Origin of the sequence: Wolbachia endosymbiont (group A) of Hedychridium roseum, assembly GCF_964028325.1 — a bacterium.
Taxonomy (GTDB): domain Bacteria; phylum Pseudomonadota; class Alphaproteobacteria; order Rickettsiales; family Anaplasmataceae; genus Wolbachia.
On sequence record NZ_OZ034755.1, the window covers coordinates 1,078,877 to 1,102,190 of the forward strand.

Annotated in this window: 24 protein-coding genes and 1 tRNA gene; 10 read left to right on the forward strand and 15 right to left on the reverse strand. The window is 35.7% G+C overall.

From position 1 onward, the window contains the following. Positions 1-71: 71 nt before the first annotated feature. Positions 72-953, reverse strand: coding sequence for a zinc ABC transporter substrate-binding protein (locus tag ABWU23_RS05275; protein WP_353270904.1), 882 nt, complete (start codon positions 951-953; stop codon positions 72-74). Here ABWU23_RS05275 and ABWU23_RS05280 point away from each other — a divergent pair. After that, complete coding sequence (locus tag ABWU23_RS05280; protein WP_353270905.1) at positions 945-1,685, forward strand: metal ABC transporter ATP-binding protein; 741 nt, start codon at positions 945-947, stop codon at positions 1,683-1,685. The two genes, ABWU23_RS05275 and ABWU23_RS05280, sit on opposite strands and share 9 nt — an antisense overlap. Further along, the gene (gene ubiB / locus ABWU23_RS05285) at positions 1,682-3,118 is read left to right on the forward strand and encodes a 2-polyprenylphenol 6-hydroxylase (RefSeq protein WP_253309721.1); all 1,437 of its coding nucleotides are present in this window, start codon (positions 1,682-1,684) and stop codon (positions 3,116-3,118) included. Before ABWU23_RS05280 ends, ubiB begins: the two co-directional genes overlap by 4 nt. A gap of 159 nt (positions 3,119-3,277) precedes the next feature. Here the strand turns inward: ubiB and ABWU23_RS05290 are convergent, their stop codons facing one another. Next, positions 3,278-3,670 carry a TraR/DksA family transcriptional regulator gene (locus tag ABWU23_RS05290; protein WP_253302608.1) on the reverse strand — a complete coding sequence of 131 codons (393 nt, stop codon included), beginning with the start codon at positions 3,668-3,670 and terminating at the stop codon, positions 3,278-3,280. 107 nt (positions 3,671-3,777) lie between these two features. On the opposite strand from ABWU23_RS05290, the gene ABWU23_RS05295 reads away from it, so the two are divergent. After that, positions 3,778-4,425: a heme exporter protein CcmB gene (locus ABWU23_RS05295; RefSeq protein WP_253309720.1), complete on the forward strand. Its 648-nt coding sequence runs from the start codon at positions 3,778-3,780 to the stop codon at positions 4,423-4,425. An 865-nt stretch (positions 4,426-5,290) separates the two neighbouring features. Then, positions 5,291-5,578 (forward strand): hypothetical protein, encoded by a 288-nt coding sequence (locus ABWU23_RS05300; protein ID WP_264687830.1) that lies wholly within the window; start codon positions 5,291-5,293, stop codon positions 5,576-5,578. A gap of 7 nt (positions 5,579-5,585) precedes the next feature. Here the strand turns inward: ABWU23_RS05300 and ABWU23_RS05305 are convergent, their stop codons facing one another. The 4 genes from ABWU23_RS05305 to ABWU23_RS05320 form a co-directional block, all read right to left on the reverse strand. Continuing rightward, complete coding sequence (locus ABWU23_RS05305) at positions 5,586-6,152, reverse strand: hypothetical protein (protein ID WP_265016699.1); 567 nt, start codon at positions 6,150-6,152, stop codon at positions 5,586-5,588. An 18-nt stretch (positions 6,153-6,170) separates the two neighbouring features. Next, a tRNA-Gln gene (locus tag ABWU23_RS05310) sits at positions 6,171-6,245 on the reverse strand. A gap of 3 nt (positions 6,246-6,248) precedes the next feature. Next, positions 6,249-6,572, reverse strand: coding sequence for a divalent-cation tolerance protein CutA (cutA, locus tag ABWU23_RS05315; RefSeq protein WP_353270906.1), 324 nt, complete (start codon positions 6,570-6,572; stop codon positions 6,249-6,251). Positions 6,573-6,614: 42 nt separating this feature from the next. Further along, positions 6,615-6,758, reverse strand: coding sequence for a hypothetical protein (locus tag ABWU23_RS05320; protein WP_353270907.1), 144 nt, complete (start codon positions 6,756-6,758; stop codon positions 6,615-6,617). Positions 6,759-6,847: 89 nt separating this feature from the next. On the opposite strand from ABWU23_RS05320, the gene ABWU23_RS05325 reads away from it, so the two are divergent. Next, entirely contained in the window at positions 6,848-7,048 is a 201-nt protein-coding gene (locus tag ABWU23_RS05325; protein ID WP_353270908.1) for a hypothetical protein, read from the forward strand. Positions 7,049-7,259: 211 nt separating this feature from the next. Here the strand turns inward: ABWU23_RS05325 and ABWU23_RS05330 are convergent, their stop codons facing one another. After that, a complete protein-coding gene (locus tag ABWU23_RS05330; protein ID WP_353270909.1) occupies positions 7,260-8,906 on the reverse strand; it encodes a hypothetical protein in 1,647 nt (548 codons plus the stop codon). 156 nt (positions 8,907-9,062) lie between these two features. Here ABWU23_RS05330 and ABWU23_RS05335 point away from each other — a divergent pair, with 156 nt between their 5' ends. The 5 genes from ABWU23_RS05335 (at position 9,063) to terL (ending at position 14,476) form a co-directional block, all read left to right on the forward strand. After that, complete coding sequence (locus ABWU23_RS05335; protein WP_264687826.1) at positions 9,063-9,278, forward strand: hypothetical protein; 216 nt, start codon at positions 9,063-9,065, stop codon at positions 9,276-9,278. An 82-nt stretch (positions 9,279-9,360) separates the two neighbouring features. Continuing rightward, complete coding sequence (hflK, locus tag ABWU23_RS05340; protein ID WP_264687825.1) at positions 9,361-10,395, forward strand: FtsH protease activity modulator HflK; 1,035 nt, start codon at positions 9,361-9,363, stop codon at positions 10,393-10,395. A 2-nt stretch (positions 10,396-10,397) separates the two neighbouring features. Further along, positions 10,398-11,270, forward strand: a complete 873-nt coding sequence (hflC, locus tag ABWU23_RS05345; RefSeq protein ID WP_010962867.1) for a protease modulator HflC — start codon at positions 10,398-10,400, stop codon at positions 11,268-11,270. Positions 11,271-11,273: 3 nt separating this feature from the next. Beyond that, entirely contained in the window at positions 11,274-12,758 is a 1,485-nt protein-coding gene (locus ABWU23_RS05350; RefSeq protein ID WP_253309713.1) for a DegQ family serine endoprotease, read from the forward strand. A 176-nt stretch (positions 12,759-12,934) separates the two neighbouring features. Then, positions 12,935-14,476, forward strand: a complete 1,542-nt coding sequence (gene terL, locus ABWU23_RS05355; RefSeq protein ID WP_265017484.1) for a phage terminase large subunit — start codon at positions 12,935-12,937, stop codon at positions 14,474-14,476. Between the two features lie 10 nt (positions 14,477-14,486). Here terL and ABWU23_RS05360 read toward each other — a convergent pair whose 3' ends face one another. From ABWU23_RS05360 to ABWU23_RS05395, 8 genes are all read right to left on the reverse strand, one after another. Further along, positions 14,487-16,853, reverse strand: a complete 2,367-nt coding sequence (locus ABWU23_RS05360) for a hypothetical protein (protein ID WP_353270910.1) — start codon at positions 16,851-16,853, stop codon at positions 14,487-14,489. A gap of 34 nt (positions 16,854-16,887) precedes the next feature. Continuing rightward, a complete protein-coding gene (locus tag ABWU23_RS05365; RefSeq protein WP_253309710.1) occupies positions 16,888-17,085 on the reverse strand; it encodes a hypothetical protein in 198 nt (65 codons plus the stop codon). 263 nt (positions 17,086-17,348) lie between these two features. Next, positions 17,349-19,088 carry a recombinase family protein gene (locus tag ABWU23_RS05370; protein WP_353270911.1) on the reverse strand — a complete coding sequence of 580 codons (1,740 nt, stop codon included), beginning with the start codon at positions 19,086-19,088 and terminating at the stop codon, positions 17,349-17,351. Further along, positions 19,048-19,290, reverse strand: coding sequence for a hypothetical protein (locus tag ABWU23_RS05375; RefSeq protein WP_253309514.1), 243 nt, complete (start codon positions 19,288-19,290; stop codon positions 19,048-19,050). The genes ABWU23_RS05370 and ABWU23_RS05375 overlap by 41 nt, the downstream gene beginning before the upstream one ends. A 271-nt stretch (positions 19,291-19,561) precedes the next feature. Next, positions 19,562-20,062, reverse strand: a complete 501-nt coding sequence (locus ABWU23_RS05380) for an ankyrin repeat domain-containing protein (protein ID WP_264688210.1) — start codon at positions 20,060-20,062, stop codon at positions 19,562-19,564. 313 nt (positions 20,063-20,375) lie between these two features. After that, positions 20,376-21,176 carry an ankyrin repeat domain-containing protein gene (locus ABWU23_RS05385; RefSeq protein ID WP_265016401.1) on the reverse strand — a complete coding sequence of 267 codons (801 nt, stop codon included), beginning with the start codon at positions 21,174-21,176 and terminating at the stop codon, positions 20,376-20,378. A 194-nt stretch (positions 21,177-21,370) separates the two neighbouring features. Further along, positions 21,371-22,531, reverse strand: a complete 1,161-nt coding sequence (locus ABWU23_RS05390) for a phage tail protein (RefSeq protein WP_264688208.1) — start codon at positions 22,529-22,531, stop codon at positions 21,371-21,373. Continuing rightward, positions 22,531-23,313, reverse strand: coding sequence for a baseplate J/gp47 family protein (locus tag ABWU23_RS05395; RefSeq protein WP_253308960.1), 783 nt, complete (start codon positions 23,311-23,313; stop codon positions 22,531-22,533). Before ABWU23_RS05395 ends, ABWU23_RS05390 begins: the two co-directional genes overlap by 1 nt. Between the last annotated feature and the right edge of the window lies 1 nt (position 23,314).

The following is a 23,314-nucleotide window of genomic DNA, read 5'->3' on the forward strand; positions in this document are numbered from 1 at the left end:
GTAAAGGACAAATAGTGATTTAAATGCAGAACAATAAAACAGTAAGTCAGAGGCATTTTAAAAAGAACTTGTTACCCAACAAAACAAGATTTGAAATTTTGTGCAATGCTATTGATTATAGCTAGATATGCATCTTTTCCAGGCTCTATGTCTGATCCAATAGGATCAAGAACTACCATTTTTGCGTCATTAGAAAGAGCATTAGGCTTTATGCTATCTTCTTGTGAATGAGCAAATATACATTTAACGTTTTCTTCCTTCATTATCTTTTTTAGCTTCATTAAACTCTTCATACCTATGTACGAATCCTCTTCTATAGAAAGAATGGCGCTTGGGTGATTTAAACCAAAATATTTTTCAAAATATTGATAAGCATCGTGAGTGACGATGTATTTTTGATTTTTAAAATCATTCAGTTCTTTCACGATTTCTTTTACTTCTTGGTCTATTTTTTTTATGGCTTTTGTTGCATTAGAGTTGTATCGATGGAAATTTTCTTTATCTATGTTAGACAATGTTGCACTTATAAAAAGTACCATGCTCTTTGCATTTTCGGGACTCAGCCAAATGTGTAGGTCTTTTTCATCTTGAGTATTGGTAATTTTTCTAGAAAATGAATGTGGCCGAGCAGGAAGTAGGTTGATTACCTTTGACAATTGCACTAGTTCTTTATTATTTTTGGCGAAAGTTTGAACAAACGTCTCTAAGTTATCGTCAGTGTAAAATATGACATCACTTGATTCCAAATTACTCGCATCAGACGGCTTTAATATATAATTATGCGCAGATGTTGCATAGCCAAGCAATTCCGGTTCTAAAATTCCTTCTGTCACAGAAGCTACAAGTGAGTGGATAGGTTTGATTGTAGCTACAACTTTTAAATTGGATGAAAAGGCAATATTATAGTATAGTGTAAATGAAAGTAATAGAAAAAAAGGCAGTAAATGTCTCATATAAACGTTGAGAAGAAGTTAAATTTTGCCAAAAAGTTAAATAATGTCAATAATCGTGTTCTAAAAATAGAAAATCTTGCTCTCACATATGATGGTAAAAGAATCCTTGACAATATCAATATGTTCATGGAAAGAGGAGACGTAATTACAATACTTGGTCCAAATGGTGGAGGTAAAACCTCTTTAGTGAAAGCAATTGCTGGCATAAATAAAAGCTGTACCGGTAGTATCGTATTTGCTGACAACATAAAAATTGGCTATATGCCGCAAAATTTTAGTATTAATAATTTGATGCCAATAACAGTTGAATATTTCCTTTTAAATAGCTCCTTGAAAAGACTAAAGAAAAATCAATCCATTATTACAGAAGCGATAGAGTTGGTTGGTATCGGTAACATTTTGAAGAATCAAGTGTTAGAAATTTCTGCAGGGCAAACACAATTATTGCTGCTTGCACGTTGTTTAATTGCAGAACCTGACTTGATCATTCTAGATGAACCAGTCAGTGCAATGGATATTAACGCGCGGGCTAAATTTTATGATATTATAAATAAAATAGCAAAAAAACGATTGGTATCGATTCTTATGACTTCTCATGATCTTAACTCTGCTCTACCATCCTCAGATTACGTAATTTGTATAAATAATACTATCTATTGCCAAGGCAAGCCTGATGAGATTATGAAAAATAGAACCCTAAATGAAATATTTAGCAGTTACGCAGCAAAATGATTCAAAATATTTTGCGTCTTCTGCACATAACTACAGTGCTGACACGTTACAATATATTACCTTATTTACTTCCACCATCAAAGAAATCAATAAATAAAATACAAGGCCATAAGCTAAAGTGTGCTCTTGAAAAATTAGGTCCGGTGTTCATTAAGTTTGGGCAGTCTATCTCATCACGTACTGATGTTTTAAATGAGGATATAACAAATAACTTGTTATTGATATGTGATAGATTGCCATCATTTTCACATAAAATAGCAGTTAAAACTATAGAAAGTGAGTTTAATTGTAAATTGAGCGACATTTTTTCAAGCTTTTCTGAAAAGCCAATTGCAGCAGCATCGATTTCTCAGGTGCATAGAGCGGTTACAACTGAGGGTAAGGAAGTTGCTGTGAAGGTTTTAAGGCCAAATATTGAGAAAACATTCTCAAGGGATATAAAAATGCTTTCTTGGCTTGCAGAAATTGCAGAAAAATTTAGCGAACAATCAAAAAGGCTGAGGCCAATTGAATTAGTCAAAACTTTTGCTGAAATTTGCCGATTAGAGTTAGATCTACGTTTTGAAGCTGCTCACTCTTCAGAACTAAAGGAAAACACAAAAAATGACAGAGGTTTTTATGTACCTGAAATAGATTGGAATAGAACTGCAAAAAAGGTTTTAACATTAGAATGGATAGAAGCAACACCAATATACGAAGTTGAAAAACTGAATAATCGTAAGCAAATAGCTATCAATCTTATAGAATCGTTTTGTAGTCAGGTATACAGGGATTGTTTTTTTCATGCTGATATGCATCCTGGAAATCTAATGGTTGATAGTAATAACAATATTATTGCCCTGGATTGTGGAATCATGGGTAGAATAGATCGTGAGACATGCTATTACGTTATAGAGATACTCAAAGGCTTTTTAAATCGGGATTATGACCACGTTGCAAAAATGCACTTTAAAGCTGGTTACGTTTCATCACAGCATAGAAATTTTGTCACAGCTTGCAGGGCAATAGGTGAACCCATTATTGGGCAGCCTATACAGAAGATTTCATTTGCTAGTTTACTTGCTCAGCTATTAAAAATAACTGGTGATTTTGATATGAAAGTTCAAACACAATTGTTATTGCTGCAGAAAACTATGATTTTACTGGAAGGGACATGTAGAAAGATCTACCCAGAAATCAATATGTGGAAAGTAGTTGAAGCGTGGATAAGCAGTCAACATGAAAGTAAAATAGGGTATAGGGAAAAAATTAGAAATTCTTATCCTGTAAAAACAATCCAAGGGATATTTAGCCTTATAGAAAAATTAAACCTAATAGCTGATAAAAAATTAGAAAACATCCAAGTTAAAAATAAATCAAATGGAAAAGTCTATTTTTTACTGTGGTTTGTAATTATAATTCTAATCGTTAAATTTTTAGGGAGTGTTAAATAAACTGTGTCAAACCCAATTTTTAATTCAACTTAATTTTTAATCTGCAGGAGTCGAGTTGAGAATGTCCAATTTTCCACTTTCTTTATAGCATAACATACTTCAGTCCTGATCCGCCTCTTGCTCCTCTTGAAGCCCAATGGCTCACCACTTATGTGTAAATTAATCGTTAATGTTGTACACGTTCTTTTCTTTTTCTACTCTCTCTTGCTCTTCAATACAATATATAGCAAGCGGATTAGCTTTAAGTCTTTCGACTCCTATTTCTTCTCCTGTTCCATCGCAGTAACCATAAGTGCCTAATTTTATTTTTTCTAACGCCTCCTTAATCTTTTCTTTTCTATCTTTTCGGCGCTTGATTAATTCCTCATTTCCACTATCTCCATCAGAATAGTATGTATCAATACTATTATCTTCTAGTTCTTGTTTCTCCAACTCAGCGAGTATTGATTGTAACTTTAAGCTGAAGTATTCCAGTTGTTTTACGCTCATATATTCTTCATCTTCTGAAGGAGTATAATCCTCTGGTGACTTTATTTTCGGTAACTTTTCCATAATTGCATTATCAAAAAAATAATAAAACCTATATAACTTATGAACAAAAAATTATACTACCCTCAAAGTAAACACTATAATTTATAATAAACATTTAAAAGCCTAGTATGATCGACTTAGTAAAAAAATTAGTAATAGATGGTAAGAACCTTACCTATATAGTATGTATTTTTATTATAATGTTAAGTTTATCTTCATTTACACTTGAAAACAACAATAAACAAGAAGTTATGTTAACATTAACATGGATATGTGCTACATTTGTTTTGCAGATCTCTACAAATAATTTGTTTACATCTGATTATCATGATGGAATATTAGAGCAAATCTTTGTACAGCCACTCTCTTCTAGGCTTATAGTTGCTTATAAAATTTTCGCTCACTGGTTATTATTTGGGCTACCGATTTCAGTGGTTTCTTCCATATTCAGCTTTGCAGTTCTAGGCAATAGTATTGAACACTCAATAGCAGTTGGAGTGTCTTTATTATTTAATACGCTGATAATCATTAATATTTCAGCTACTGGAAATGCATTGATGATTGGTCGAAACAACTTAGCATCAGGAGTATCGCAAATTCTTGTTTTGCCAATGATAATGCCAACCTTTGTGTATTTTAAAATGCTAACTCAATTTGAAAATTTGTCCTTGAATATTTATACACTACTAATCACCATGTTAATTTTTGTCGTTTTGATTGTTAACAGCACTATAACTACTCACATGGCACTAAAATTTGCTGTGGAACAGGATTGAAAAATCTTACTGTTATTCAGTAGGTATCCGTTTAGCAGAGTGGCAAAATAGGTAGACAAGATAAACCAAAAAATCAAGAAAAAGTGAGTTTACAACAAATGGTGTCATGCAAGTAGCTGACAACATAGAAACGAAAAAACTTACTTGACAAACTCCGCCAGCCCCTTATTATGAAAATGAAGCTATTTATTTATCTTCTCTGTACAGATTAAATGACAAAAAAACTCAACGTATTTGGCGTCTCATGTTTAATTTTTTGCACTATGTGCACTCTATGTCTTTATCAAATTTCTAGGTTTTTACCTATACAAGCTGAAATACGCTTATAAAGCATTTAAAACATCAAAAAACGCCAACTTAAAAAATGGATAGTGAATAACTAGCTACCCTAGGGTTTCTTTTGCCTTTTTTTCTGTTTAGTAAATTTCTTAAACATTTATGACTAAAGGTTAGTTGCATTAAAAAGCAGCTAAATCGCGGTTATTAAGCGTTTAGAATAAAAAAACGCCATACTTGAAAGTATAATGTAAGTAATTAGCCAACCACGGGGCTTCTTTTGCCTTTTTTTATTTGGTAAATTTCTTAAATTTTATAGCTAATCAGTACTGGGATGACAAGAAAGGAGCACTGCTATTATAGAGTGAAATGAGATCCCAGTGTCAGCTACTCGGATGACATTATAGGGGCTACTGGGATGACATTATAGAGAGGCACTGGGATGACATTATAGGGGCTACTGGGATGACATTATAGAGAGGCACTGGGATGACACCCTGACAATCGTCATCCCGCTACTTGTTAGCGGGATCTGCTGTGGCGACATAAACTCAAATCATTTCAAATTTCAATCCAAAGAGGTATCATTATGTCAAACAACTTCAATTTTAAAGAATTTTTTAACCACTATGAAACAAATAGTACGTCAGATGATATACAAAGGTATTATTTGCTGTGGAAATCAGTAATAGCGCAGGCAATGACTGATGCAGCAAGTCACTGTAAAAAAACAGAAAGCTTGGTAGAGAAACGTAAGGCGATTTCTTGGTTATCGGACTTTAGTCAAGATTTTGCACACACATGTATATTGGCTGATTGTGATCCGGTATACGTAAAAAACAAAATACAGCCAATCTTAAAAAGCCTTACTAGATAAAGCCTTTTTAATGAGGTTTACTCCTTTTACCGAAAAAAATATCATTCAATCTCCTATCTATAGTTGCCTCTATATCTTTGATTAATAGCTGCTTTATTATGTTTACTTTCCGCTTTGCATCTTGAGCGTGATGCTCACTGTTATTGCTGTAATTATTCTTATCACTATAACTACTGCCACTTGGTTTACTACTGTTACTGAACTCACTACCCTTTTTTCTTCTTGTGCTGAGTATCTGCACTATCTTTTCCTTTAAAAAAGACTTCCAGCCTGTGCTAAGGAACAACTTATAGAGAAAATGCGGAGTAAGGAATGCTACTAATATTCGAATAGAAATTCCGTAACCGAGGTCTTCCCTATTTTCATAATACCACTTGCAATATTGAAATAAATGGTAAAACGCATTTTTGAAAGAGCCAAATTCTACAGCATACCAAAAACCATTGCTGAGAAACATGAGCACAATGCTGGATGTGTAAAGATACATTGTGAAGAGAAACAGTTTCACAATTATATCTTTTAGACTACCTAATATATAATTCAATAATCTTAATTTATAGAAAAGTGATATCATTTCACACCCACTTCAATATGGCTGGGGTGGAAGGATTCGAACCTTCGCGTGACGGTATCAAAAACCGCTGCCTTACCACTTGGCTACACCCCAATACTACTTTACATCAATAACACTATTAGCCCAATTAGTAAAAGATTTATTTGCTTTTTCTATGGACATCACAGCAATAGCTGGCTGATCATAAGAATGCATTGCTTCGATTTTTTCTACAATTTTATCAACTTGATCATTTTTGCTCTTCATAATTGCTACTACTTCACAACTATTACTAATTTTACCTTCCCATAAATACAGAGAATTCACTTCAGGAAATATATTTACACATACAATTAATTTCTCGTTTAACAATTCCTCAGAAACAGTTTTAGCCTCCTTCAAACTTGAAAAAGTTGTATAAATCAAAACTAAATTATTCATTAGAATCTACGTAAATGCATTTCTACTATACTCCACTTAGGTTTATTCATCAAGAGAAAATAGATTAGATTTTTCTGTCATTCCAGCACTCTCTTCTGTCATTCCAGTGCCTCCTTCCCCTGTCATCTGAGTGCTCTCTTCTGTCATTCCAGTGCTTCCTTCCCATGTCATCCCAGTGCGTGACACTGGGATCTAGGAATTTTGATTGAGCACTAAGTTGGTAAACATGAAAGTGGCTAACATTTTTTAAAACACAGCGTTTTCGATGGGATTGCGTGAAATGGCTAGATCCCAGTGTCACGCACTGGGATGACAAGAGAGGGCGCTGGGATGACAAGAGGGGGTATTGGGATGACAAAAAAAGGAGGCTACTGGGATGGCAAGAAAGGAGCAGCAGGATGACGCCTCACCATGTCATTCCAGCGCTTGACGCTGGAATCCAGCCTTTTCATAATCATCAAAATGTTGTATTTTAACATAAAACGGCTACTTTTATGCTTCCCAACTTAACAAAATTCCTGGATCCAAGTAGTCAAGGCACTGGGATGACACCTTCCCTAGTGGAGAAATCACAATGTTCATACGTTTGTGCGCATAACGCTGGGATTTTTCTATAGTTTAAAAACAAAAAAAGGATGTTACTCATTGAGTAACATCCTTTGGAGAAAGTGAGTGGTTTTGTTTATGCTACTTACCAGATGTAACTCCTGGCTGCTGTGGTTCAATGTAAACTTCAGACTTACACGTAGAAGGCTGTTCCACCATTTTGCCCAGATAACCTGTTTTTTTCAGTTCTGCACGAGCTTTACTTAAGTCTTCTAGAGAAGGACTTTTTGGCGTAGAAGAACCAGAACCCATTCTACTATCAGTAGAAGAGCTTCTTGATACCTTTGGTGGAGTAACTGGAATAGGCTGCTTACCAGAAAGTCTTCCTCCTGCTGTTGCAGTTTTACCAGTATTTTCAATGGGAATAGGAGTATCAACGTAAAAAGTGCTCTTTCCTACTTGTCTAGACAACGTGTCTGATTCAGAAAGAACTTGATATTTAACATTAGTAGTTTCTTCTGGTGCTTTTTTACCCCCCAACCATAATGGCACTTTAAATGGAGCAGTTGTTTTCACTTCTTTATGCTTCGCAGGATTGAACAATTCCGCTTCGTTGCTAATAGTACTGTCAGTCCTTACAGAATCTAGTGAACTCATTGAACTGCTTTCTGATAAACTGCTAGTTGATTGTGTAGAGTCTTTTCTTCCTAGTGAAGACAATGATGACGATATAGACCTAGTTAAACTTTTGAAAGAAGGCCTGTTAGCTCTTTTCTCAGCTTTGTTGAACATATTGCTTACGCTTGAATACAAATGACTTTCTTTACATTCTTTAATAACCTCCTTAATTTCATCATAATGGTCAGAGAAAACACTGTCGATGAAATACCTATACTTAGGCAATGACCTTTTTGTTAACAAGCTATACAAACTTTTTTCATTTAAATTATGAATGAATTCTTTCTGTACTTGCCACTTAGGAGTATACTCTTTCCATCCTAATTTTGCTTCCTCTGCCATTTTTAAATCAATTTCTGACGATATTCCAGAAAGTATATTTTTTACTAACCCAGAATTATTTCCTTTGTCAGCAAAAATTGCCTTGAGATCCCCTTTTATTTCTTGAATTTTCTTCTTTTGTGATGAATCAGGAACAAGCTCATCATTTATTCTGTCTGAATAATTCTCGCTACCAGCCGCATTATATAACTTATTTGCCGCTGCCTCAGTCACACGACTTGCTCCTTTCTTTACTTTTTCACCTACGAAGCTAACACCTCTTTCTAGTGAAGCTGCCGAATATTCATAACCCTCTTTTACCTTGTTTTTGGAATATACAGCACCATCTCTAATTTTTCCGCCAATATACTTCGCCCCATCAACTGTCTTTTCTGCAGCATATTTGAAGCCTTCTTTTATTTGTGCTCTATATTTCCACATTGCATAAGAAGCACCAACCAAAACAATAGCTCCTACTACTGCTCCAATTACAATTCCAGCTATTGGTACAGCAGCTGTTCCTGCAGCGACTGTAGCTGTTCCTGTAGTTGAAAAAGCAGAAGCAATTGCTGACCAGTTGGTTGCAACAAGATAAGATATGAAGCCAATTGCTCCCAACCTAAAAATACCACGGTCCAATCGACCCTGCTTTTGTAATGATTTTATTTCTTTCCCCAATGATTCTATTTTTTGTTTTAATAAATCCTCTGAAGAAGGCGTAGAATTATTTTGTTGTTGAAGTTGTTGTATTTCAACAACATTTGAATTTGTTTCATTATTAGGTAACATTTTAAACCTCACTATTAATTAAATATATTCATATTGTACACCCTCGATTCTTAAGTTAGTGTTAATTTGGCTGTTAATGTTCATTTGTCTTTGAATAATTCTGCTTGACGTGTTTTTTGGAAGCGTAGAAAATTAGGTCAAGAAGCCGGAGTATTTATGAGGTGCATAAAAAGGGCACTCATCTTTTTGGCTGTTATAACTTTAATAATAATAGCTTTACTATTTAGGTATAATTCCCATTTTCACGAAGACGTAGTGCACTTAAAGAGTGACAACAAAGAATTCAAAAAAAAGCCAGAAAATTCTATAGAGTCGACCATACTACATAGAGAAAAGGAAGTGTACGATCATGTTTTCCATCCTGATGATTAATTTGTAAATAAAATAGCAATTTATGTTTGCATTTTCTTATTAAAGAAGTAATATTAGCGTATTAATTATAGAATCAATCATTATGTTTGATGAGAATAATCCTTGGAATCTGGGAAAGAAACCGGTAGGGAACAAAACTCCTAATAATGAAGATATTTTAAGTAAAGCTGTATCTGATGTAAGGTTCTTTCTTAATGGATTAACCAGAAACAGGGGCAAAAAACCTTATTTCATCATTTTCATTATTTTACTGTTCTATGCTTGCACTGGCTTTTATATTGTCCATCCTAGTGAGGAAAGTATAGAACTTACCTTTGGTAAATATTCTAATACAGAAACACCTGGTTTGCGTTATCACTTCCCCTACCCTATTGGCAAGGTTTTTAAAGTGAATGTTAAGGAAGTAAATCGTGAAGAAATTGGGGTAAGTAATTCTTATGGGCGAGACACAGATCGCGGTGAAGGTGTGATGCTAACTGGAGATGAAAATATAGTCAACGTTAACTTCGAGGTTCAGTGGCGCGTTAGAGATGCTAAGGACTATTTATTCAAAGTGCGGGATTACAAACCCGGTTTCAGTGTTAAAAATGCTGCTGAAAGTGCCATGAGAGAAATAATAGGTAAAAACACGATCTCTTTTGCACTTGGTCAAGGCAGACCAGAAATTTCTAGAGATACTAGAATTCTATTGCAGCAGATTCTTGATGGATACCAAATGGGCATAGAGATTTTATCTGTTCAAATGAAAAAAATTGATCCACCAGAAAAAGTAATCAGTTCGTTTAGAGATGTACAAAGTGCTCGTGCAGACAAAGAGCGTACTATAAACGAAGCATACGCTTATAATAATGATATTATACCTCGAGCAAAGGGTGAAGCGATAAAGATAAAATTAGATGCAGAGGCATATGAGAATGAAGTAATAAATGAAGCAAAAGGTAATGCAAATCGCTTTTTATCTCTTTATGAGGAATATAGACAGAATCCTTCTCTCGTTAAGAATCGTATTTATCTTGAAACTATGGAAAATATTTTCAGTAAGGTAGACAAAGTTGTTGTAACTGATGATCTGAAAGGTATGTTTTCTTATTTACCTCTTACAAATTTAGGGAAATAACCATGAGTAGTAATATTAAAATTGTTTTTGTTTCTGTATTTGTTGTTTTATTGATTGTTTTATTTAATTCAATATTTGTTGTGCAAGAAACAAAGCAAGCGATAGTTATACAACTCGGTAAAGTTGTAAGAGATGTTAGGGAAAGTGGCTTATATTTTAAGTTACCATTCATAAACAGTGTAGAGTTTCTTGATAAAAGAGTTTTAGATTTAAGTCCTGATAAGATCCCAAGGGAAGTGATAACAGCGGATCAAAAACGTATTATAGTAGATGCGTATGCAAAATATAAAATAACAAATCCTGTTACTTTTTACCAGGCTGTGAGGAATGAATCAGGGCTGGTTAGAAGATTGTATCCGGTTATAGAAGCACACATAAGAGAAAATATAGGCAGATTTTCGTTGATTAGTTTGTTGAACGAAAAAAGATCAGAGGTTATGCAATTGATTCAGCGTGGAGTTTATTCTGAAGCTGAAAAATTTGGCATAGAAATAATAGACGTAAGAATTAAGAGAGCAGATTTACCAGAAGAAAATAGTTCTGCAATATTTCGCCGTATGCAAACTGAAAGGGAAAAAGAAGCAAAAGAAATTAGAGCAGAAGGAGAGCAAGCGGGGCAGGAAGTTAGATCAAAAGCTGATAAATTAAAAAGGGAAATTATCTCCAGTGCAGTAAAAGAATCATATGAAATAAGGGGCCGTGGTTATGCTGAAGCAACTAGAATTTATAATGAGGCATTTAAGGTTGATGAAGAGTTTTTTAACTTTTATCGCTCTATGAGCGCTTACAGTAAATCATTTGCCGAAAATAATACTAAATTTGTACTTTCACCAAACAATAACTTTTTAGATATTTTAAACAAAGGATGGAAATAATTTATGAAAAGTAAGGCATTTATTTTATCTATATTTGCATATTTTCTAATTGCGTTTTCTTCATACGCTAATATGTTTGATTGGAATGCAAAAAAGGTCGTTGATGCTAGCACTACTGCATGTAACTGTAATCAAGGACTTGCCGATTTAGTGGAAGAACTCATTCCTGCGGTTGTAAATATTTCAAGCGAACAAATAATCAAACAAGAAAGTAACAATAGAACTAAAATCCCTTTTATGCCAAGAAATAATTTCTTTGATGATTTTAGAGAATTTTTTGAGCATTTTGATCAGTTTTTTATGGATAGGGGCCCTAGTGTTAACAGAGAGGTGGTGCTGCTTGGTTCTGGGTTTATTATAGATAAAGGTGGAACTATAGTAACCAATTATCACGTTATTAAAAACGCCCAAGATATCACAGTTACTATGAACGATAATACTTATTTCAAAGCAGAAGTTTTAGGCTATGATGCAAGAACTGATCTTGCTGTGCTTAAGGTTCATTCTAATAAAGATCTTCCTTTTGTTGCATTTAGTAATTCTGATACAGCAAGGGTTGGCGATACAGTTATTGCAATAGGTAACCCATTTGGTTTGGGTAGCTCTGTAAGCACAGGAATTATATCTGCAAGGTCCAGAGACATTAGTATCGGCACTATGAATGAATTTATTCAAACTGATGCTGCAATTAATAGAGGCAACTCTGGAGGGCCATTATTTGATTTAAATGGAAAAGTTATAGGCATTAACACCGCTATCTATTCCCCATCTGAGTCTGGCGGTAACGTGGGTATAGGCTTTGCTATACCATCTAATTTAGCTATGTCAATTATTGACACATTAAAAAGTGGCAAAAAAATAAAACATGGTTGGCTTGGTGTGCAAGTTCAGCCTATAACGAAAGAATTTGCTGAGTCTTTGGGTTTAAAAGATACAAAAGGTGCACTGGTTGCAAGTATAGTAAAGGATAGCCCTGCAGAAAAAGGTGGAATTAAGGTGGGTGACATATTATTAGAATTTGATGATAAAAAAATTGATAGAATGACACAACTGCCTCAAATGGTTTCAAGAACTGAACCTGGAAAAAAAGTACAAATTAAGTTACTTAGAAAGGGCAAAGAGGTCAATATTAAGGTTGTGATTGAAGAATCTGCAAATGATGGTCAAGGTAATAATCAAGAAGAAAATAAATCAACATCCGATTACATAACTGGTTTAACTGTTTCAAACCTGCCAAAAGAATCAAAAGAAAGTAATCCTACAAAAGGTGTGATAGTTATTAATGTAGATAGTAACAGTAATGCCACGCTGCGTGGTATTAAAAAAGGAGACATCATTATCCAATTAGATGGAACCGATATAGAAAATACTAATGATTTTCAAAAACAAGTTGATTCAGCAGTAAAGAAAAACGGTAAAGATTCAATAATGTTGCTCATTTACCGCAATGGAAATCAGTTTTTTACTTCAATAAAGTTAAAGAAATAGCACTTTTCGTAGGTTATTTACTAAATTCACAAAGCAGTAGCGTTTGCCATTATAGCTACTTCAATCTTATCAAATAAATCAAATCTACATTAGATTTATTGCATAACCATATATAAAAACCAAAGGATGTCATTCCAGTGTCAGCTACTTGTAAGAACATTTACTAAAATATACACATGAACAAAATCAACTTCCTAAAATTCATTGAACTGTGCTTTCAAACGGTGGTGCCGGGATGTGAGTATAATGATTATCAGTACATAAAAGTCATAGAAGACAGGCTGAAAGCAGCGAATGCTGGCGAAGTAAGGCGCATAATATTCAATATGCCTCCGCGTTCAATGAAGTCCATGTGCATAAGCGTTGCGTGGCCCGCATGGATACTGGGAAATCAGCCAACCGCAAGAATAATAGTTGCAAGTTATTCTCGGCTGCTCAGCGAAAAGCACTCGCTTGACACCAGGTGCGTAATGCAATCGGATTGGTATAAAGAGCTGTTTCCAGAGGTAAAATTATCCAAAGACCAGAACACTAAATATAAATTCCAAACAGTGCAGAGAGGATACAGAATCGCAACATCAGTTGGAGGGACGTTAACAGGTGAAGGTGGTGATCTTATTATTGTGGATGATCCGCTTAACCCTGCTCAAGCTTTGAGTGAAACGTTTAGAAAGCGTGTTACAAACTGGTTCGATCAGACTTTAGTAACGAGACTCAACGATAGAAAAAAAGGAGTAATTGTGCTTGTGATGCATAGGCTCCACCTGGAAGACTTAACTGGGCACCTCTTATCCAAGCCAAAAAACATATGGCATCACATTTGTTTGCCAATGATTTCTGAAAATAAGGAGGTTATTTATTCAATTAATAACCATACTGGTGTCATTCCAACCCCCCCTCCTGTCATCCCAGTGCCCAGACACTGGGATCCAGAAAATTCAACCGCAAAAGACTGGATTCCAGCATCAAGTGCTGGAATGACACTACCTGCAAGAGTATTATACTCAAGAGAAGAGAATGAGTTATTATATCCCCTGGAGGGAGGAAGAGAAGAAGTTGAGATGATAAAAGTTGAACTCGGGAGTTACGCTTTTGCTGCTCAATATCAACAAAACCCCCTGCCGCTTTCAAGCGGTATAATTAAACAAGAGTGGCTAAAACGCTATAAAAATTTCCCTGATAATCTCTCACATGTAACACAAAGCTGGGACACTGCAGTTTCAACAAACGATTCCAGCGACTTTAGCGTCTGCACCACCTGGGCAAAAATAGATAATAAATTCTATTTACTTGATGTATATCGAGCAAAGCTTGAGTATCCAAAGCTTAAAGAGCAAGTTCTGTCACTAGCTGCAAGATGGGCACCACATGCAATTTTGATCGAAGCAAAAACAAGTGGTCAGCAATTAACACAAGAGCTAAAGGCAAATAGCGATCTACCGATTATTGAAATAGTGCCACACAATGACAAACTCACTCGATTTTATCAAATTGTTCCGACTATAGAGTCTGGCAGGATTTTTCTGCCGCATCAAGCAGTATGGCTCAGCGATTTCGAGTACGAAATTTTAATGTTCCCAGAAGCCCGTTATGATGATCAGGTGGACAGTACGGTACAATATTTACAATGGATGAGAAAAATTAACACCAGTGCTTTCAGGGTCAGGGACTTTGGCCCCAACCCTAATAAAACGCTTAGATGGTTAAGGTATATCTAAAAACCTAAATTTATTTCCCCAAAGCTTCTGACATATGCTTTACCTGTTGCGGATGTTTAAGCTCTGAAGAGACACTTCCCTTATGTGGCACAGCAGGAAAAGCCGATCCAATAGAACAAAAGCCACTATTTCTATTAACTTTTTCAGAACTAAGGTTATCAGATGACGGTAATTGTGCGTTTACACATCGCATTAAGTTCTCTTCTGGACTCTCGAAAGATTTTGTTATCTCGCATTTCCCCGAAGGAGTATGCGTCAAATATAAATGCTGCTCCTCCCCAGGGGAGAAAGAGTTGGAGTCTAGCTTCTTCTGCAGCTCAGGAGAAAGAAATGGGCGTAGTTCCTTCCTCTCGTCACTAGTAAGAGGTTTTAGTCCACCTGACGCACCTTCATGCGTAGGAGAAGTCACCCCTGAGGGTGGATTACTTTTTGCTTTTATTCTAGTTGGGAATGAAAAAAATGGCTTAGACACAGATGATTTTTCAGTTACATGATACACAAGATCACTTTTACTTGAACACATCGTATCACGCTCTACGCTACGTCGCTTAAAAGGTGATAACTTTGCTAGTATCGGCATTCCTTTTTTACAGAACAAACCACCCCCATGTTTCTTCGGAGATTCACTCTCTTGTGACTGTGCTTCAGAACACTCATCACTACTTTCTCGATCACTTTTATCAGTAACTTGCTGTTTTTCAGGTTCCACACTAAAAATGCTCTCCTTACCTTTAACACTTGGAGAATCTGCAAAAACCCCAAGACTTGAGGACATTGAATCATTCCTTGTCATAAGAAAAGAAGTCGATGATGGCAACCACCAAGTACTATTCCCTATTGACGTGCTTTCATTAGCACCTTTCCATGATAAACCACTAAATCCTGGTTCAGTAAATTGCATTGACGATATCCATTTATTTTCGGACGTGCCTTGTGATAAACAAGGGTTCGTTTGCTGAGTCCAAGCACTAGTCCCTGCTGATCCACTTTCAGCAGCACCTACCTCAGCAGCGCCTACATTATGCGGCAGCACCCCTCGCCTGGGAAAACACGACTGTGGCTCCTGTATCTCTTCAAAGAAGGATGATCTTGGATCGCTACTTGAAGAATGTGCAACAGAATCCTTAGGTTTCGTAGGTGAATTACTATCATAACCACTGTCTGTATCTTTTTTCCTTTGGTTGGGCGGTGTTCTCAGTCCACTCGGTCCTGCATGTATAGGAGAATTTACTGTTGAGGAGAATTGACTCGAGCCACGTCTCTTAAAATTTTCAGGATCCACTGCAAATTCAAAACGTCCGTTTCTTTCACTATATGCAATTGGAGACTGCATAATTTCAGGAAGTAACTGAGCAATTCTTTCATTAGAGATAGCATAAATTGGGTTTTCAGAATTAGTAATATCTGGATCTGCAGTCTTGCCTCTGATATCACTTATAAGATTTTGATATTTTATATTAATTTTGTACACATCCTTATGCTTTAAAAATTCAAGCTGACCACTATATCTTTCTGTTAAAGGTACAAGGACAAAATCATTACCATTCTCTATTTTCTTTTTGTCTGTAAAAATATCATAATCATAAGCGTTAATTGATTTCCCTGTCAATTTAAAAATAAAATCGCCAAGAACATCTTTAAAATTTTCGACTTTAGAATCTTCTGTGCTTGGAGTTCTAAAATCAAATGCTACTTCCTTTTTAACATATTCTGTTACACTCTTGATTACCTTATCGCTAACGTTTTTGACGTATAACATATCATCTTTATATTCGTAAAAGTCCGAGCTCTTCAGTCCACAGTTTTCTAACCTTGAGTTAAATTCTTTAATATATGCCTGCTTAAAAAATTCAAAAGTCTCTAAATCATATTCCCTCTCAAGGTATTCATCGCTAAAAGCTATACAGTACAAATAAGGCTTACCTATTGCTCCTGTTTTAACAGTTCCTTCCATCCATTCATATGCTTCTTCCTTAGTTATCCCTACTTCTTTTTGTAGACATGCAACCACTTTCGCTCCCACAGCCCTCTCAAACTCATTAGCAAAATGAACCTTCAAGTTACGAATCACTTTATTATTTGTAGAGCCTGCAAGCTTCACTTTCACTATGCCATTACCTAAATCCTCTTTATCAGGATTAGCACCTAGAACAAATGGGAAACAGTTTAAGTTATAATATCTACTTGCTACCTCAGTTCCACCAAGATAGTGCCGCTTTATTATCTCCTCTCCTATTCCTCGCAGATATTCTTTTGTATCAGTATTACTAGCAAATAAACCAACAATCTTTTTACCTTCTACAGTAAAATTAGTATTGATCTTATTACAAGTATAATTATTTAAATTAAACGCTTTAACCAGCTCTTTTATATCCATAACTACCTCTATTAAAAATTGTTAAGAAACAACACTACTTGCTTTTGCCTTTATCTTTACTACTACCGGCACTAGTAGCACTGCTACTACCCAGTTGTGTGTTAGGCTTACTGCTTTCACGTTGCCGCTCGTAGTTTTTATACTTATCAGGACCAATCCATTCTAACCTTTCACTTGGAATCCACGAACCATCAGGTTGAGGTCCTGATTTGCTTTTTTTATCATTTGGCATATTACCCTCCAGTAAAAATATTATGTAGCTAATATACTAAAAATAAATTGTAGTGCAAGTACTTTTTTTATATTTTTTAGTATAAATTTTATTCACTCTTTTTTCATAAAACTTAAGTTTTCGAGATTCCGCTAACACGTAGCGGAATGACGAGCTGTCGACATCTATCTATATACCCCTGGATTCCAGTGTCACGCACTGGAATGACAAGTCATTGGCAACCCTAAGTTCCCTACGTCATACCGCGATTCATTCGCGGTATCTCAAGCATAGATTCCGCTAACACGTAGCGGAATGACGAACTGTCGACATCTATCTATATGCCCCTGGATTCCAGTGTCACGCACTGGAATGACATGGTGAGGCGTCATCCAAGTAGCTGATGCTGGTTCCATCCAAGAGGGTGTCATCCCAGTGCCCAGACACCTTAGACAATCTGCCAACTTCTGATTTTGTCCATTCTGGGCGGGATTGTTGAGTTCTCTGATCTTAAATACTACATTTACTTCATCAAGATCAATGTTGACTTCTTTTACTAATGTCCTAATAAGACTACGTTTAGCTTGCCAATCTAGGTGTTCCAATTCCGATTTAACACTAGAATAAAAGCCCTTTATGCTATTTGTAATAAGATTCATTTTCTGCTGTAGTCCCTTTTGATCAATCACCTTTTTCTTCTCTCCTTCAATCTCTTTTAAACGTTCCTTCATTTTTTTCATTGCCTGCTTAAAGTCTTCCTTACTTATATATTTTTCCTCACTTGTATTCTCTTGAATATAATAATCATTGATAAGTTCTTTAATATTTTGTTTTAATTGACTCTCACGTCTTGCAAACCTTTCATCTAATAATTCATTCTTATGTTCTGAAATTCTACATTGGTACTCCTTTACCATCCTATCTGGATTTTTTAATACACTTTTTACTTCTTCCCACACACCTGTTTCTAACACTTCTCCACGAATAGATCCGTTAGTGCATACCTTATTACCGTAAAAATTTCTTGTACCCAGGCAAGTGTAATAAGTATACACAATCTTTTTTTCTTTGCTGTAATTTCGCCTTCCGCAGTAAGCACGTCCACAACACTTACACACAACTAGCTTTTGCAACAGATATGTCTCTTTTCTTTGCTGCACTCTTGCTCTCTGTTTATTCTCAATCAATTGTTCTTGTACTACATTAAACAAATCCTCGTCAACTATTTTCGGCACCGGTATATGAATCCAATTCTCCTCATCTGTACTGTAAATAGAGTGAGTTCGCCGGCTGTTGCTTTTTTTTGGTTTGACTTCTAGCATTACTGGGCCCGCCTTTGTTTTACCATATGCTGCTAGCCCCTTGTATGCTGGATTTTTTAACATCTTATGGATGGTGCTTGAATGCCACACCTCTTTTCCTGTTTGTGTTCTAACAGAAGCTTCTCTTAGTCTCTTTACCGCTTCTCTAATACTTATCCTTTCCTCTCCAATCCACATGAACACCTCTCTCACTACTTTTGCTTCCTCTTCATTAATTTCAAATTTGTTTTCTCCTCCTTTTACATGCTTTCTTATATATCGATAACCATAAGGTGCATTGCTTATTACACTCACACAACCTTCTCTTGCTGCATGCAGTTTTCCCCTCATGCTTCGTATCAAGATTTGTCTCAGTTCAAACCTTCCTACTGCTCCTTGCACATCTGTCATTAAATCGGACTCTGGTGTATCATCAACCTTATGATTTGAAAAGATTATTTCTACTCTTGCTCTCTTAAATTCATCTATTACATCTCTTTGATCTACAGGATCACGTGACAACCGATCTAGTGAATAGATATAAATCTTATTAATTTTTCCTTCTGCTACTTTATCACGTAATTTCTTTAAACCTTCACGCTCTAAATTTGACCCTCTACGGCCATCGTCAGTGAATACATATTCTTCCAATAACTCATGTCCATCTACAGCAATTCTACGCTTAAGCTCTGCAATTTGGCTCTCTATTGTATGATCCCGCACTTGTCGGTCTGATGAAACTCTTGCATACAAGGCCACCGTTATCATCTTTTTCTACCTCCTTTTCGTTGTTTCTTTTTACTGAATACTTTAGTAACTGCTCGTAAGCTTCTGATAAATGTTTATCTGCTAACTCATCAGGCTCATATCGACAGGTCACAGTTAACGTTCTCTTTCTCATAATTTCTCCTGTAAATGTTTTCATAGTTCAGGCACTCCCTTTTTCCATAAATCCATTACTCTTGCGAAAAAGACGCAACTGTTAACCTTTATTTCTCTCAGCTTTTATGCAAAATTTTAGAAACACATACGCTATCTTTCATCAATTGAGCACTCTCCCAAATCATCAAGCTTCTTTTTTCCCTCTAATGATAAAATTTCCCTTTTTCCATAATCACCTCTTTCTTAGCCACAGCCCTTCTAAATTTTCACAAGCTCTTCTTTTGCCACTATCACACCTGCTGCTGATACGACCCTTATTTTTCTATGAACTCTCTCTGCTTATTTGCGATTTTTACGTTCTCTAACACTTCTTTTATCTCTTTATTATTTCTCGCATAATCCATTGCCGTTTTGCCAAATTTATCCTTTTGCTCTACATTTGCTCCCGCTTTTACTAGCTCTTCTACTATTTTTACCTCACTTACCATGCATGCCAGGTGTAACGCGGCAAATTTGCTACTTCGTTCCACTGCGTTTACCTCTACTCCTGCCTTTATCAGCTCCTTTGTATTTTCTACACGTTGTCCCATTACTGCTAAGTGCAATGGTCTATATTGTCCCGCATCTGCCACATTTATATCTGCTCCTTTTTTGATTAATAACCTCACTTTTTTTGGATCTGGCATTCCCACCGCGTAATGCAATATCGTCCTTCCTTTTGTGTCTTTTTTATTAATATTTTCTATTGAGTTATCTAATACTTCTTTCCACGACTTATTAAACTCTTCTCTTTCTTTCTTACTAAATTTTACCATAATGTTCCTCAGTTATTAATGCAATTTAAAGTGCCTCCAATTTGGCTCACTTTAGCGCTTAGCAAATCTTGTTTATTTACTAGCTACTTTTTCACTTAGGGCTGTTTTGGCATAAAAAGCAAGTTTTTTTTACAAAATATACACATTTTTTTCGCATATTAGATTAAGATATAAATCTATATACTTAATCTGTTAAATAATAAGCGGTTCCTCTCCTGCTGTTGTCAGCTTTTTCTTTTAAATTTAGGCTTCCTATTTTTCCTATTATCTTGTAGCCAACCCTTTTACTCCCTTCTCTTACAGAAAGCTCTTTTTATAGCCCTTTTATCTTCTCATCCATATCTTCTAGCTCTTTTTCCACTTCCATCAGTGCCTTCTTGACCAATGGCGCTTCTTCTAACTTTTCCCTTATTTCTTCAAACCTTCTTTCTCCTTTTTCTTTTAAATCTAGGCTAAATATCGCATCTACTGTCCGCTCCGACAACTCCCTTAGTTTTTCTAGCAACTCTTCAGTTCTCGCATAATACATTGCTGTTTTGCCAAATTTATCCTTTTGCTCTACATTTGCTCCAGCTTTTACTAGCTCTTTTATTATCTCTTTTGTTTCTCCTGTCTTGCATGCTATATGTAGTGGTGTATATCCTTTTTGGTCTTTCGCATTTACGTCACCTCCCGCTTCTAATATTGCCCTCACGTTCACTATTTCCCTCATAAATACTGCTTCATGTAGGGGGGTCCTTCCTATGTAGTTCCCAGTATTAACATTCGACCCTGCTTTTATTAGCTCCCTTACTGTCTTTTCACAACTCATTAAGCTCGCACTATGTAATGCCGTATATCCTCCATCATCTATAGCATTTACATTTGCTCCTCCTTCTATCAGTGCTTTTACATTCTCTACCTTTCCATAGAATGCCGCTAGGTGCAATGGTGTCTCGCCTCTATTGTTTCTATCGTTTGTACCTGCACCTTTTTCTATTAATAACTTTATTACTTCTGGATTTGACACTTGTGCTGCTCGGTGCAATATTGTGCAACCTGCTGCGTCTTTTTCATTTATTCCACGAAATGAATTCTCCTTTAATTTTTCCAGTCTTTTATTTAAATTGAACATTTTAGTTACCTCACTATAAAAACATACATAAAGTCGCCAATTTGGCTCACTTCAGTGCAAGATCAATTTCTTATGTTTACCTACACCTACCTAATTTATAGCTGTTTTGGCATGGAAAAGCAACTTCTTTTTTTCAAAAAACACACATTTTTACCGAATGTTAATGTAGTATATGAAGATATAAATATATGTATTTAATTCATTAAGCATATAGGTTGTTTTTCTTCCCAGGACCTGTTCAAATGTCGATGTTCATGCCATGTTAGTACACCTGGGTAAAACACTAAAATGTAGTTTTCTAGCTCGTATGTTGCATTTTTTTGCTTTGAATCCAATTCGTTTTCAAAATGAATGTAGTGTTCTGCTACGCTAAATCTTATTATTTTGGGGGTAGAGAAATTCTTTACTTGATAGTGGTGAACGGCAAAAAATCTTTCTAAAATTGGCTTGTATTTTAAATTCCACAGTTGTTCAGATAGCTTATCACTTCCTAGTAAAAACCTTTTTCCCCTCTCTTCTATACTACTTACTGGAAAACATGCGTTTATTTCTCCTAAACTCCAACTGTCCGATAATACTATCTGCGCTTTAGCAAACTTAATCTCAGGTAATAAGCTCTGTGGTAGCGGATATAACGTTTTTAAATTATTCCACTGATGACTTCTTTCATAAATACCGTTATAATTCTTTGTGTGAGGCTCGGTTTCTCCAAGGATTGCTACATCTAGCCTATACAGATCATTACTTAATGCCTGCTCATAATGATCGCGTAGATAGTTTTCTATAATCCTAATAACTGGACCACTAGACCTGAAAAAATTTACTCTCCCAAATGATAACACTGGTCCATCTTTTTCTATTTTTACCCCCGAATAGTCAGAAAGAAGATCTCCAAATAAACTCTCATCCAATATAAATCTCTGCGCATTATAATAATCGTTAAAAATCCTCATTAGCCGTGATCTTGCTGGCAATGATAGTTTTGCTAATTCTACTACTGCATCAACGAAGAAGTCGTTCGGAACATCTTTTATCCCTATCTGTAATTCAAAAAAGTGTTCTCCGGGTGGCTCTTCAATAATTGTAATATCTTCTATATTTGCCCACTTCAGTGCTATTTTCAGCGATGCTGGTGTTCCTCTCAAACGCTGAAATTTTATTCCTTCTTTTATCGCCTTTCTTTTGTCTTTTACCCAGCGTAGAATTTCCCCCAATCCATATTCTTCAACCAACCACGGCAATATTTTTTCCCCTAGGCTAAATTTAAATCCTTTTACACAGCTTGGGTCTACTTTGTAATCGATTGCATCAATCAGCGCTTTTTCTTGCTTTGTTGCGTTTGGTGGTAATAGCATTAATTCAACTCAACATTTAAACTTCTTAAGGCAGCACACTCATTCCCCAGTACCACAACATCCTCTCTTGGCTCGATTAATTCTACGTTTTCTACCCCATCCACAAACAGGTTGGCTATAATCCATGATTTCGTTACTTTCCATCCTAATCTTTTCGTTGTTTCAAATTTTTCTATAAATTGCTTCTTCACCGTTTCAATAATATCTGGTCTTTTAATGCTAATTTTACTGTGGATATCTATTTCTATAATATTGCAACTTACCACTTCTATTGTATCTGTTAAAATCCTCACATCCTCCCTGTTTAGCTGATTTCTGACAATTTCTAGTAATTCTTCTGGCAGTGTGGATAATTCTGTGGATAAGATTGAAACTTGTACTTTTCCTGGTACAGGTGATTCTACTAATGCATCTTTTACTCTCGTATCTGCTGATAATGCATAATACCGATAATTTCCTCCTGTGCTTGAGCCAACTATTCTTGCCTTGATTCTTTTTCTAAATCGTTCATCCTTTTCCCCGTTCTCCCTTTCCACTCCGTAAAATTCAGCTAAATCATCAAGTTCTTCTCCCCTTGCAAACTTAAGTAAGTTGCCCCTTGCTGCTTCGTTTATTCTTTCTCTCAGCAAAAGTTCTCGCCATGCTGCTACCTCTAAAATCTTTATTGCTGGGTCACTTTCTACTAATGCTGTAAAACTTGAGTCTCGACGTATCAACTCCTCCTTCATACGTGAAAAGATTTCTTCGAAGTTCAGTGGCTCAATAATGTTAGGCTGCTCCATC

What these genes read in the sequence shown, in the direction of transcription:
- ABWU23_RS05280 (WP_353270905.1), top strand. Translation starts at nt 945, where the DNA reads ATGTCTCATATAAACGTTGAGAAGAAGTTAAATTTTGCCAAAAAGTTA.
- ABWU23_RS05275 (WP_353270904.1), bottom strand. Translation starts at nt 953, where the DNA reads ATGAGACATTTACTGCCTTTTTTTCTATTACTTTCATTTACACTATAC.
- ubiB (WP_253309721.1), top strand. Translation starts at nt 1,682, where the DNA reads ATGATTCAAAATATTTTGCGTCTTCTGCACATAACTACAGTGCTGACA.
- ABWU23_RS05290 (WP_253302608.1), bottom strand. Translation starts at nt 3,670, where the DNA reads ATGGAAAAGTTACCGAAAATAAAGTCACCAGAGGATTATACTCCTTCA.
- ABWU23_RS05295 (WP_253309720.1), top strand. Translation starts at nt 3,778, where the DNA reads ATGATCGACTTAGTAAAAAAATTAGTAATAGATGGTAAGAACCTTACC.
- ABWU23_RS05300 (WP_264687830.1), top strand. Translation starts at nt 5,291, where the DNA reads ATGTCAAACAACTTCAATTTTAAAGAATTTTTTAACCACTATGAAACA.
- ABWU23_RS05305 (WP_265016699.1), bottom strand. Translation starts at nt 6,152, where the DNA reads ATGATATCACTTTTCTATAAATTAAGATTATTGAATTATATATTAGGT.
- cutA (WP_353270906.1), bottom strand. Translation starts at nt 6,572, where the DNA reads ATGAATAATTTAGTTTTGATTTATACAACTTTTTCAAGTTTGAAGGAG.
- ABWU23_RS05330 (WP_353270909.1), bottom strand. Translation starts at nt 8,906, where the DNA reads ATGTTACCTAATAATGAAACAAATTCAAATGTTGTTGAAATACAACAA.
- ABWU23_RS05335 (WP_264687826.1), top strand. Translation starts at nt 9,063, where the DNA reads ATGAGGTGCATAAAAAGGGCACTCATCTTTTTGGCTGTTATAACTTTA.
- hflK (WP_264687825.1), top strand. Translation starts at nt 9,361, where the DNA reads ATGTTTGATGAGAATAATCCTTGGAATCTGGGAAAGAAACCGGTAGGG.
- hflC (WP_010962867.1), top strand. Translation starts at nt 10,398, where the DNA reads ATGAGTAGTAATATTAAAATTGTTTTTGTTTCTGTATTTGTTGTTTTA.
- ABWU23_RS05350 (WP_253309713.1), top strand. Translation starts at nt 11,274, where the DNA reads ATGAAAAGTAAGGCATTTATTTTATCTATATTTGCATATTTTCTAATT.
- terL (WP_265017484.1), top strand. Translation starts at nt 12,935, where the DNA reads ATGAACAAAATCAACTTCCTAAAATTCATTGAACTGTGCTTTCAAACG.
- ABWU23_RS05360 (WP_353270910.1), bottom strand. Translation starts at nt 16,853, where the DNA reads ATGGATATAAAAGAGCTGGTTAAAGCGTTTAATTTAAATAATTATACT.
- ABWU23_RS05365 (WP_253309710.1), bottom strand. Translation starts at nt 17,085, where the DNA reads ATGCCAAATGATAAAAAAAGCAAATCAGGACCTCAACCTGATGGTTCG.
- ABWU23_RS05375 (WP_253309514.1), bottom strand. Translation starts at nt 19,290, where the DNA reads ATGAAAACATTTACAGGAGAAATTATGAGAAAGAGAACGTTAACTGTG.
- ABWU23_RS05380 (WP_264688210.1), bottom strand. Translation starts at nt 20,062, where the DNA reads ATGGTAAAATTTAGTAAGAAAGAAAGAGAAGAGTTTAATAAGTCGTGG.
- ABWU23_RS05385 (WP_265016401.1), bottom strand. Translation starts at nt 21,176, where the DNA reads ATGTTCAATTTAAATAAAAGACTGGAAAAATTAAAGGAGAATTCATTT.
- ABWU23_RS05390 (WP_264688208.1), bottom strand. Translation starts at nt 22,531, where the DNA reads ATGCTATTACCACCAAACGCAACAAAGCAAGAAAAAGCGCTGATTGAT.
- ABWU23_RS05395 (WP_253308960.1), bottom strand. Translation starts at nt 23,313, where the DNA reads ATGGAGCAGCCTAACATTATTGAGCCACTGAACTTCGAAGAAATCTTT.